The organism is Bradyrhizobium pachyrhizi (genome assembly GCF_001189245.1).
Classification (GTDB): Bacteria; Pseudomonadota; Alphaproteobacteria; order Rhizobiales; family Xanthobacteraceae; genus Bradyrhizobium; species Bradyrhizobium pachyrhizi.
In genome coordinates this window covers 17,234-28,190 of sequence record NZ_LFIQ01000085.1, presented here as the reverse complement: position 1 = coordinate 28,190, position 10,957 = coordinate 17,234, and the positions used below count along the sequence as shown (strand labels likewise).

Genomic DNA, 10,957 nt, shown 5'->3' with positions numbered 1-10,957 from the left:
GGTATTAAGGCGCATAAAGAACAACGCCCATGTCTATGCGCCGATTGGAATTCCACATGACTATGATGTTGTCTCGCCAGAGATAGCCCAAGACGGCAGCGTCCGCTTCAGAATCGATAGCCTGCCGGACAGGGCGTCAGGACCGACAATCAACACGCCGGAAACCTCGCAACAAGCCCAGGCGCGCGTTATCGCCGAGCGCGAGGATGTCTGGCCGCTCGTCTACACCCGCGCGGCGCTGTATTTCCTCACGTTGGCGGCGACGGTGGTATTTGTCGTATTTCCGTTCACCGGGCGGCGTGATCCGCTGGGTGAGAGGGTCAACGCGCTCAAATGGGTTTCGGACTTTATCCGAATGCTGAGTGGGTTCCTGCCTTCGTGGGTATCCCAATGGCTGGCCTCCTATGCGCAGTATCCCGGGACGTTCCTGATCCTGGTGAGTATCATTGGAGCGTTGATCGTCGGCGGTAGGCGCGTTGCTTCGGCGATCGACGACCGAATGACCGCGCTTTGGCACAAAGCGTTCGCGGGAAAGCTTCCAGCGCCGAAGGCGGCTCCCAGCTCCACGCCAGGAAGTCGTGAACGTGTCCTCATGGGTGTCCGTTCCGGATGGCGCTACTATCTGGGTCCGGCGCTTTCGGCCATTGTTATTGCATATCTGGCGCTCACGGTCGGCGACCGCCTTCTATTCACGGCTGTGGACCAGGCGGGGCTGATTTGCAAGCGAACGGACAAGCTGGAGTACATTCCGGATGCCGGAACGCTGGTCTCCTTTCAAACGTCCGACCCGTGCTTTGCCACGGGTTATAAGGTCGGCCGCCTCGAGCGATACTACATTTGGACCAACCCGGACCCGACAACGCTGGCCCGTCAGTATGAGAAGTATTCGACCAGCAAGGACACATGCAAACTAGCCGCGGGCGCCGGGGAAGAGCCCTTGATGAATGGCAACGTTGAAACGGACGCGCGCGGATATTCGACTTTCCATAATCCGGAGGACGGCACTCAGCTGTCCTGGACCGAGACCGCCATCCACATTCTCGCATCACCGCTGCGGCGATACTATTTCCAGCCCTGGTTTCAGCCGGTGGCGCGCTATGGCTCTCTTGGCAGCGAAGTGGACTTTCTCGAACCTGACCCGGACCGGCGCGTAAAGAAGATTTCCGAGTATGTCACGCCGAAGGTAACCGATGAGCTGTTCTTTTACGTGAACGACGCGGTCCTCATCCTCCCGCGCACGTACCAATGGCTCTACAACGACAATAGGGGTTGCATCTCATTCTTCATCAAGCCGTCGAAGTAGCGAAGGTCATGTCGAGGGCCTGATGGAGCTCCATCAAATCTGTGTCGAGATGTGTGCTGGTGGTCAGTATCGCTTTTGCTCGTTCTGTTGTCTGATGCCACTAGATTTGCGAGTGTGATTGATACGCTGGGCCTCTGTTCGTGCGGTGACCGGCATTCTCGGGCGGACGGCGCCGCGCGCCCGAGGCGCGCGACAAATTTTTTGACGGCATAGAGCCAGGCCGCTTGCGCAGCCCGGATTCCCGATGGTCAGCAAGCGACTAAGCCGGCGGTGCTGCATCCGGGCCTCGGCTTCGGCAACCGCCGTCATTTATGACTCGAGCGGCAGCATCGTCCACCGCGAAGCGTCAAGCCATGGCACGTCGTCGTTCTTGGTCGATAGGGGAAATTATCGTCACTTCATGGGCGAGCGACCGACGCATCGAGGCGTCATCCTCGACAACGAACACGGTCGCACTTGTCGGCTGCGCCGCCCTCCTGTTTTCTCGCGGCGAGTCAAAGCGCCCAATCACGATACAGCCTCCTCGTGCAACGGCAGAACGAATTGAACGGTTGCGCCCGGCCCTTGCTTCGGCACGACTGACAGGTGCCCTCCATGGGCTTCCACAATGGAACGGCAGATCGACAGGCCCATTCCAAGGCCGCTCGCCTTGGTGGTGAAGAACGGATCCAATATGCGGTTCGTATCATCCTCGGCGATCCCGACGCCGCAATCAGTCACCGAGAGTTGCACCCGGCCCATATCATCCAGGGATGACTGAATCATGAGTTCGCGGGGGCGGTCGTCAACCGTTTGCATGGCTTCGATCCCGTTCATCACGAGATTAATGATCACCTGCTGCAGTTGAACTCGGTCGGCCAGAATCGCGGGAAGCGTCGGCGCCAACTCAGTCCGCAAGGTGACTTGGTGATTGGCCAACTCGCGTGTCACCAGCGCGATGGCGTCTTTGACGACGTCGTTGATACCGATTGCGACCATCTCGATCTCGCCTTTCTTCGCGAGTGTCCGGATGCGGCGGATCACTTCGCTCGCCCGGATCGCGTCTTCGATGATCCACTCCACCGAGCTGCGCGCAGCAGGAAGGTCAGGCGTGTCGCGACCCAGCCAACCGAGGCACGCATCGGCGTTGGTGATGATGGCGGCGAGCGGTTGGTTTACTTCGTGGGCGATGGACGCTGTCAGCTCCCCAAGCGTCGTCACGCGTGTCACATGAGCTAGCTCCGCTTGAGCTTTCCTCAGCTCTTGTTCGGCCTGATCTGCCCGAATCATCGCGGTGATGTCGGTGCTGACGCCCCTGTAGCCAAGAAAGTTGCCGCTTCCGTCAAAAAAGGGCTTGCCGCTGGTCCGGACGTAGGTCGGACAACCGTGCCGGTTGACGGTACGGTAGATCAGATCTCGAAATGGGAGATGTGCGTCTAGCGTCGCCTGATGTTGTCGCCACTTCTCGGGTTCTTCTTCGACGTCGCGCGCAATTTCTCGGCGGGGCAGGCCGATGACCCCTTTCGCCACGACGCCCGCGGTGCCGGCGTGCTCCAAGAATTGGGTAAGCAGATGGTCTGGTCCGGTTTCCCATAGCCAGTCGGAAGCCGTTTCGGCGTAGTCACGAAAGCGCTGCTCGCTTTCGCGCAGCGCGGCAAGGGTGCTTTCTAGCCGTTCCCTGGCTGCGTGTTGCTCGGTGACATCCATATGCGTTCCGATGAGCTCGACGGTCGTGCCATCGCTTCCCACCACGGCGTGCGCAATTGCGTGTATGTGCCTTATTGCGCCATCAGGAAGGCGGATTCGGAAGTCATATTCGAAGTTCCCTGTCTTTTGTTCGATAGCTCGACGTTGCACTTCCTGCTGCAGCGCCAGATCGTCTGGATGGATTCGCGACCGGATGGCCTCAAGGGTCACACGCTCTTCCGGGGCGAAGCCAAACAGTCGGCTGACTTCGGCGGAGCGATACGCAAAACGGCGATGGTTGCAGTCCCAGGACCAGGTGCCCGTATGACTGAGTCGCTGCGCGTCGGCCAGGTAGGCTTCGCTCCGGCGCAACTGCTGTTCCACCTGCTTTGCCGCCGTGATATCCGTCGCCGCGCCGACAAACTCGGTATCACCAGACGCGGTTCTCGTGGCCCGTGCCAGCGCGTGAATGTGCTTTACCGACCCGTCAGGCATCAGCAGTCGGTATTCGTGCTCGAAATCCTGACCTCGAAACGCTCGATCCTCGGCTCGATACGCTCGATCCATAGTCTCTTGGACCGAGGCCCTGTCTTCTGGGTGGACGCGATCCAGGACGAGTTGCGCTGCTGGTTTCATTTCCGGATCGTACTGGAAAAGCCGAAAAAACTCCTTGGACCAAAAGATCTCGCCGGTGACTTCGCTCCAGCCGAAGCTGCCGGTATGGCTCAATTCCTGCGCCTGAGCCAGATGGGCCTCGCTCCGCTGCAGAGCAAGCACGGTCCGCTTTCGCTCAGTGATATCTTCGCAAGCGATGAGGACGATGGGTTTGTCATCCGCCCACAGCATGGCTTTGGCGTTTTCGCGCACCCAAAGCACCGAGCCGTCCTTCCTGACCTTCTGGATATCCCAGGTGTGCGATTGGCCGATATTTGTAAGGCACTCTCCTATGCATTTGCGGACAACCTCGCGATCTTCGTTCCGAAAGACATTCAGCACGGATAGGCCGACTATTTCCTCGGGCGCATAGCCGAGTTGTGTCGCACCGAAAGTGTTGACGTTGAGGACCGTTCCGGCTTCATCAACCATGAAGTACATAACCGGATTATGCTCAAAGATCGCGCGCCAGCGTTTCTCGCGGTCGCGCAAATCAGCCTCGCTCTGCCGTAGCTTTGCTGCGATCTCACGTGCAGTCTCCCTTTCGTGGCGGACGTTTCTGATCAGGTGCGTTCCGACAATTGATGCGGTAAGGAAAGCGACAAGCGCCAGAAGGTCTTGGGGGTCATCGATCCGGAGACTGAATGTTGGTGGCGTAAACAAATAGGTCAAAGCCGCGACGGAGATGATGGAAAGCGCGGACGATGAAAAGAAGCTGCCCATCAGCGAAAACAGCAATATCACCACCAGATAGGCAAACGCTGTCGCTGCGAAATGGCTGTGAACGTATACGGAAGTGAGCGTCACAGCCGCCAGCGTAACGCTACCGAAAATAAGCTGCGTTGCTGAATTGCCGAATTTGGTGAGCTGGTTATACATGCTGGTAGCCGTCCACCATTCTCTGGCGAAAGAGGTTAACATGTTGGGCAAAAATGCGGCAATTCCCTTCGCAGCGAACAGTACTTTGGAGCGGTGCCGAAAACGGTCGGCGGTCACTGAACTCAGCATGAGCCGTAGGAAGGCGCATTACAAACGATCGTATAGTTCTTTTAAACCTTTCAATATCGAATGCTAACAACCGTATCCGAGCTATGTGCCTCGAGCTTCTTGGCCCTCATAGCTCCTTCCCACCCGATCGATTGCTGGAACGGATCGTCGTGAACTCGCCTGCTGTAGGCGAGGACTCTCGACTCTTCCAGACGACAAGCCGGTCAAGATCACCGTCGGACTGCCGGCCGCCGTTCACCGTGATCTTGTTGCTTATGCCGAAGTTTTGGCGAAAACCAATGGTGAAGCCACAGCGCCCGATCCGATCAAACTCATTGCGCCCATGCTGCAGCCCTTCATGGCAACGGATAAAGGATTCAGAAAGGCGAGGGACAGCGCGTTTGATCGGTCCTCTGTGGTCATCTGCTGTTGTTCGTAGCGCATCACTCACGCGCCAAACCGGGTCAGTCGCCGCCATACTTCCGTCGTCGGAAGCCGGCATCGAGGATGCGTGGAAATGGCAGTCAACCCCGCGTGCAGCCGGTTGAGTTCGCAGTGGTTGCCGTCTGCGAGCTGATCGAAAATCCATAGCACGCCGTGCATTTGCAGACCGACCGAGGTCGCCAACTCGCGCAGACCGCCGTCGCCGGTCAAAAGAGTCCATTGGCGTGCCTCTGCGATGGCAAATGCGAACGTGTCTGGCGTGGAGAGATGAGCACGTTGCCGCCGGACCATCGTCGCACGAGTCAATTCTGCTGGGGACAGCTCTTCGACCCGCAGGCCCAGCGCAGTGAGGCGATCTCCAAGGTCCCCGGCCAGCTCTCGAACAAAGAGCAGGTCGGGGACCGCAAACTCAAAAGGAGACGAAACAGGTCCTCGAGCAAGTCGCCTCGCTCCAGATCGATCAAAACCGAGGTGTCGGAGACGAGGACCGCCAAGATGCTTACGCCGCAACTTGATCCAGACGGGCATCCAATTCGCGAACCGTTATTCCAAGCAGTTCGGCGGCCCGGGCTTCACCTATGACCCGTTCGGCCAGCGCACGGTAGCAAAGCCTCTCGAAGCGCTTCGGCTCCTCGAGTTCAGGCTTCATCCGGCCCGGCTCTTCATAAGGCGCCGTTCGCCATCCGCGTTCCGAGAAGATCTTGAATAGCCGGCCAAATGCGGATTGGCTGATAATGCCGAGATCCTTGCAGCGATAGGCGATGGCCTGAATGCTGACTCCAAACCGCTTCTTGAGCGCGACCAGCTCCCCAAGACTGATCGACGAGCGGTTGGCCCCGACTTCGGCCCGAAGGACGTCGGCCGGCATCAGGAAGGCGCCGGCGAACCGGTGCGCGGCCTTTTCCTCATCGACGCCGGGGGACGGGGCCAGCACCATATGGCCGAGCTCATGGGCAAGGTTGAAGCGCTTCCGCTCCGACCACGTGCTTTGCTTGATGACAATGACACGCGCGGCGTTGCGGTCCCTGCGTCGCACCTTGGCGGCAAGCCCGTCGATATCGTCGAGATCAAGCGACAGGATCTTGATCCCGCGCTCCTCCAGGAGCTCGGCGAGTTGCGGGATGGGATCGTTTCCCAAACCCCAGTCCTCGCGGACAGAGCGAGCCGCGTCCTCGGCATCGCGGACATCGGCCACCGGATGCGGTGCGCTGCGCGGTTGCTCCCAGTCGATGCTGCGCATCTGAAGCAGGTCCTCGATCGCGAGATAGCGCTCGAGCATGTGAATCGCGCGGGCTTCGATGGCGGCCTCTTCCCGGGACGACGTGCCCGCCTTCTTGCGGAACTCGACTCCCTCGAGGGCAAGTTCGTCCTCGCTGAGAAGGTAATCCTCCGTCACGTGGAGCGCCGCCGCCAATGCGATCAGCACCCGCGAGCTCGGCATATCCTCGTTTCTCTCATATTTTCCAATGGCTTGCGCCGATACGATGCCGCCCATGGCGTCGGCGAGGCCACGCAGCGACAGGCCCGAGGCCGACCGCGCGACCTTAAGCTTGTGTCCGATCATGTGGGCCTCCTTGCGTCTTCAGTTTACAACAGTATGATTTAAGCATAAAATTGTAAACCATAAACCCTTGGAAAAAGCGGAAAATTGAGCCTGCATGGCCCATATCCCGCTCCATTGACCCGGTTTTGTAAACCGGTCTGGGGTCGGACAAGTTCCACCGTGGCGCGCCTTTGGGCCAGCCACCGGCGAGGGCGAAACCGACCAGGAGCAATCGAGCAGCGATGTTGAACAATACGCAACTGCGGTACTACGACAGCAACGTGCTGCGCCTACCTGCCGACAAGCGCAAGGAATATCACGAGCAGGTCGATCGCCTGATCGATGAACTCCGCAAGACCGTTCGCGACAAAACCGAGATTAAGATCACCAAGGTCGTGAAGGCCGGCTCCTTCGCCAAATACACGATTCTCCGGAAGACCGCGATCCGGTCGATGTCGATGTCGTTTTTTATATCTCCGGCCGAGACGCCAGCAAGGAGACGCTGGATAGCCTGAACGACACGATCTACGCGCTGCTGATCAAGCAGTACCCGAACAAGTCGGTCGAGGATTTCGAGATCCAGCGCAAGGCGGCGACCGTCACCTTCGTGGGCACGGGCCTCAGCGTCGATATCGTGCCGGTCATCGAAGACGAGAACCGTGCCGGCTACGGCTGGCAGTTCGACATTCACGATGGCACGAAGACGCAGATATGCGCGCCCTGCCAGATTAAGTTCGTCCGCGATCGCAAGGACCAGGACGCGGACTTCCGCACCTTGGTGCGCATGGCCAAGAAGTGGCGCAACCAGGCGGAACTGAAGCCGCTGAAGTCCTTCGCCATCGAGTTGATCTTGGCGCACGTCCTTGCCAAGCAGGGCAACGGCGGAAGCATCGAACAGCGCTTTCGCAATTTCCTCCTCTACGTCGCGCAGTCGCGGTTGAAGGAAGAGATCAAGTTTCCCGAGAATGTCGCGCCGTTCACGACCTTCACCGATCCGGTGGTCATTCTCGATCCGGTCTACGGCCTCAACAACGTGACCAGCCGGATTTCCGAGGACGAGCGGAAACAAATCGTCGCCGCGGCCGAGGAGGCCTGGGAGACGGCCAATTTTGCATCGGCCGAGAATGACAATGAGGTCTGGAAGGAGATCTTCGGCCCTCGATTCAAGACGGAGGACTGAAGATGAGCATGACCCAGGTCAGAAGCGCGAGCGCGACCTACACCTATGTCGACATCGAGAACGTCGTTCGGCGCGTTAACGCCGATCTCGTGATGATCGCAGACAGCACCGGTTGCTGGACGCCGGAGGAAGCCCGCAACTACGCCCATGACGTCGAGGTCCTGGCCAAGGCCGGCTACCTCAAATGGGTCGACGTCACGCTGATCAGCAATGGGGTCGAGATCAAGGCCGTCAGGTTCGAGGTCGACACCGACGCCGGCTCACTGTCCACGAGCCGGCCCGGCGGCGTCCTTTGGCCGAAGGTCGCAGGGGCCAAGCTTCGCATCGTGCTCAGCTACACCGACGACTACACCAGCGCCGCACGCGAAGCCACGAAAGGCAAGCTCAAGATCGGTTGGGTGACCTGCCACGACGATACCAGCCATGCCGCTCTCTCATCGTCCGGCGGCCGCAACTATGTCAGCAACGCTTATGGCATGCAACGCAAGGATTGGGCGTCGTGAGTCAACCCAGCATCTTCGACAGCGAGACGCCGCTTCCTAGCGATACGCTGGCCAAGCGCGAGAAGACCCTTCTGGGGTTCGATACACGATATGCGCGGGTCCACGACCAGCTTCGTCTGCTGCTGAACGTCCGCGAGCTGGCGGGCTGGAGCCAGAAAAATCACGGCAAGAGCCTTCCGATCTGCGATCTCGTCGCCGAGCAATATCCGCTGGTGATCTTTCATGGTGATGTCGGCACCGGCAAGACCGCAACAGCGGAGTGCATCGCCAACAAGCTGGTGATCGAGGCCAGAAGCGAAGATTCGATCCTGTTCAAGTTGAGCAACCGCGTCCGCGGCAGCGGCATGGTCGGCGAGATGGGGACATTGATCGCGGAAGCCTTCAAGAAGGTCATTCAATCCGCCGGCAAGCACCGCCGCGCGGTCCTGATCATCGACGAAGGCGATAGCCTTGGCGCCTCGCGCGCCCAGGAGCACAGCCACCATGAAGACAAGGTGGCGGTGAACACGCTCATCCAGGGCGTCGATGACCTGCGCCAGTACGGCGGCCGGATCGTGGTGATCCTGTGCACCAACCGGCTGTCGGTCCTGGATCCCGCCTTGCGCCGCCGCGCTGCCATCATCGAGGAATTCTGCCGCCCGACGGACGACGAGCGCCGCCAATTGCTCACGATGGATCTGGCCGGCTTGTCCCTGACGCTCGTTCAGTTATCGCAGCTCGTCGAGGCCACCGGAGCGCGGGCAGGCAAGCCGTCCTGGACCTATTCGGATATCAGGACGAGGCTCTATCCGGCCGCGCTGGCAAGGGCCTTCCCGAGCGCGCCACTGCGCTTCGATCACCTCAAGCTCGCCGCCGCGGCGATCACCGCGTCGCCGGTGATGGAGGACCGCTGATGGCGCGTTCCCCGCTGTTCGGTCGGCGCATTCACATTGCCGGCAGCATCGTTGAAGACCTTGCCGTCGCCTCGACCGCCGACGTCAACCAGGCCCGCGAGCTCATTGCCGCGCTGGTCAAGGAATTGGTCCGTCGCGGTGCGAATTTCGTCGTCCCTGTCGACGCCGAACCTCTGCGCAAGTCCGACGGCCTTCCGATCTGCTTCGACTGGCTGATCTGGAAGACGCTCAGGGAGTGCCTCGCGTCACGTCCGGCGAATGTTCCGGGCCCGCTCGCGGTCGCCGTGCAGCACCACAAGAGCGAAGATCAAATCCCGGCAGATCATGCCAGCCTGTGGGACGAGCTCCGCAGCTCGCCAATGGTCAAGATCGAGAACGCCGCGCACTGGAACATGGCCAGCAAGCGCATGGAAGCCCAGGCCCGCTTCGGCGATATTCTTGTCGCGCTCGGCGGGACGGAAGGGGTCCTCTATCTCGCAAATCTCTACCACGATGCCGGAAAGCCGATCATTCCCCTCAATCTTCCCGTGTCGCCGGAAACCACGGGCGCGCGCCGGCTCTACAGTTTCGGATTGACCAGCAGCCAAACCCGCCGCCTATTCCAGATTGCCGATGACGGCGACGCCCATGACTGGCTCAACAAGATCCGGTTTCCGCCGCGCCAGTCCATCCCCGATCGCGTTGCCGTCCTCGTCGATCTGCTCGAGTCCCTGGAAAGACCAAAGGCCTTCGCGGTGCGGCTGCTGAATCCGGCGCTGCCGGACTATGCCGACGTGCAGGACTTTTTCGATACGGTCGTCCAGCCGATGATCGAGAACGAGCTTGGCTACCGGCTTGTCGTCATCGACGGACGGCAAGCCTACGACCATGCCCGTATCGATCAGGAAATCTTCGCCAAGTTGCACCGCAGCAGCGTCGTGATCGCTGACATCACCGGCGGACGACCGAACTGTTTCCTCGAGCTGGGATATGCTCTGGGACGAGGGTTGCCGACTATGGTGACGGCGCGTGAGGGCTCGAACCTGCCGTTTGACATCACCACGCTCTCTGGCCTGCACTGGAAGAACAGCGGCGCGGCCGAGGATCGCCGGCGCGCCTTCCGCGAACATTGGCAGGCGATCCGCACGCGACCCTCGCTCGTGCCGGCGGAGCCATTGATCTCATGAGCCGTAAAACCGAAGTCTTTGTCTCAGTCGATGTTGAAACCGCGGGGCCGATCCCCGGCGAATACAGCCTTCTGTCGATCGGCGCGTGCGTCGTCGACGATCCGGCAAAGACCTTCTCGTGCGAATTGAAGCCCATCAATCGCAATGCCGATCCGAAAGCGCTGGAGGTTTCCGGCCTGACGCTGAATGAGCTCGCCAAGAATGGGCTCGAACCGGCTGAGGCGATGCGGGCCTTCGCGCAGTGGCTCGACGCGCTCGTTGGAAAAGACGGCTCTGTCGTCTTCGTCGGGCTCAACGCGCCGTTCGATTGGTCATTCGTGAACTATTATTTCCATCGGTTCACGGGCGGCAATCCGTTCGGGTTCACGGCGTTGGACATCAAGGCGCTCTTCATGGGCGCGACGGGGTGCGCTTGGGCCGATACGCGATCGAGCAAAATGGCGGAGCGCCTGTCGCCTCAATTGAAAGGCGATCATCAGGCCCTGCATGATGCGCAGTATCAGGCCGAGTTGTTCAGCTTGATCCGAGATAAACTCATAAAGAAACGCTAGAGCTTCGCCGGAGACTTAGAACCAATGTGGCCCAGCAGCCAGGCCACCCGGGAGATCGATTTTTTCCA

11 protein-coding genes are annotated in these 10,957 nt (G+C 59.8%); 8 read left to right on the top strand and 3 right to left on the bottom strand.

Annotated features, from left to right (window positions below; genetic code table 11):
- Window positions 1–1,303 (top strand): hypothetical protein (locus AKL29_RS19825; protein WP_193395234.1); only part of this gene is annotated, 1,303 nt, incomplete at its 5' end.
- A gap of 507 nt (window positions 1,304–1,810) precedes the next feature.
- Here the strand turns inward: AKL29_RS19825 and AKL29_RS19820 are convergent.
- Entirely contained in the window at window positions 1,811–4,501 is a 2,691-nt protein-coding gene (locus AKL29_RS19820) for a PAS domain S-box protein (RefSeq protein ID WP_050385312.1), read from the bottom strand.
- Between the two features lie 259 nt (window positions 4,502–4,760).
- Here AKL29_RS19820 and AKL29_RS40815 point away from each other — a divergent pair, with 259 nt between their 5' ends.
- Window positions 4,761–5,048 (top strand): DUF2274 domain-containing protein, encoded by a 288-nt coding sequence (locus tag AKL29_RS40815; RefSeq protein WP_080667208.1) that lies wholly within the window; start codon window positions 4,761–4,763, stop codon window positions 5,046–5,048.
- 8 nt (window positions 5,049–5,056) lie between these two features.
- On the opposite strand, the gene AKL29_RS46825 is transcribed toward AKL29_RS40815, so the two are convergent.
- Complete coding sequence (locus AKL29_RS46825; protein ID WP_488230424.1) at window positions 5,057–5,344, bottom strand: PIN domain-containing protein; 288 nt, start codon at window positions 5,342–5,344, stop codon at window positions 5,057–5,059.
- Between the two features lie 208 nt (window positions 5,345–5,552).
- Window positions 5,553–6,617, bottom strand: a complete 1,065-nt coding sequence (locus AKL29_RS19810) for a helix-turn-helix domain-containing protein (RefSeq protein WP_050385296.1) — start codon at window positions 6,615–6,617, stop codon at window positions 5,553–5,555.
- A 221-nt stretch (window positions 6,618–6,838) separates the two neighbouring features.
- Between AKL29_RS19810 and AKL29_RS45140 the strand changes: the two genes are divergently transcribed.
- The 6 genes from AKL29_RS45140 to AKL29_RS19785 are packed head-to-tail and all read left to right on the top strand — an operon-like array spanning window position 6,839 to window position 10,889.
- The gene (locus AKL29_RS45140) at window positions 6,839–7,111 is read left to right on the top strand and encodes a nucleotidyltransferase family protein (protein WP_244482204.1); all 273 of its coding nucleotides are present in this window, start codon (window positions 6,839–6,841) and stop codon (window positions 7,109–7,111) included.
- Window positions 7,015–7,776 (top strand): CBASS oligonucleotide cyclase, encoded by a 762-nt coding sequence (locus AKL29_RS45135; protein WP_347336987.1) that lies wholly within the window; start codon window positions 7,015–7,017, stop codon window positions 7,774–7,776. The genes AKL29_RS45140 and AKL29_RS45135 overlap by 97 nt, the downstream gene beginning before the upstream one ends.
- Before the next feature lie 8 nt (window positions 7,777–7,784).
- Window positions 7,785–8,279: an HORMA-1 domain-containing protein gene (locus tag AKL29_RS19800; protein WP_244482201.1), complete on the top strand. Its 495-nt coding sequence runs from the start codon at window positions 7,785–7,787 to the stop codon at window positions 8,277–8,279.
- Window positions 8,171–9,172 carry an AAA family ATPase gene (locus AKL29_RS19795; protein ID WP_244482199.1) on the top strand — a complete coding sequence of 334 codons (1,002 nt, stop codon included), beginning with the start codon at window positions 8,171–8,173 and terminating at the stop codon, window positions 9,170–9,172. The genes AKL29_RS19800 and AKL29_RS19795 overlap by 109 nt, the downstream gene beginning before the upstream one ends.
- Entirely contained in the window at window positions 9,172–10,338 is a 1,167-nt protein-coding gene (locus AKL29_RS19790) for a hypothetical protein (RefSeq protein WP_050385295.1), read from the top strand. The genes AKL29_RS19795 and AKL29_RS19790 overlap by 1 nt, the downstream gene beginning before the upstream one ends.
- Window positions 10,335–10,889: a 3'-5' exonuclease gene (locus AKL29_RS19785; RefSeq protein ID WP_050385294.1), complete on the top strand. Its 555-nt coding sequence runs from the start codon at window positions 10,335–10,337 to the stop codon at window positions 10,887–10,889. Before AKL29_RS19790 ends, AKL29_RS19785 begins: the two co-directional genes overlap by 4 nt.
- The last annotated feature ends 68 nt before the right edge of the window (window positions 10,890–10,957 follow it).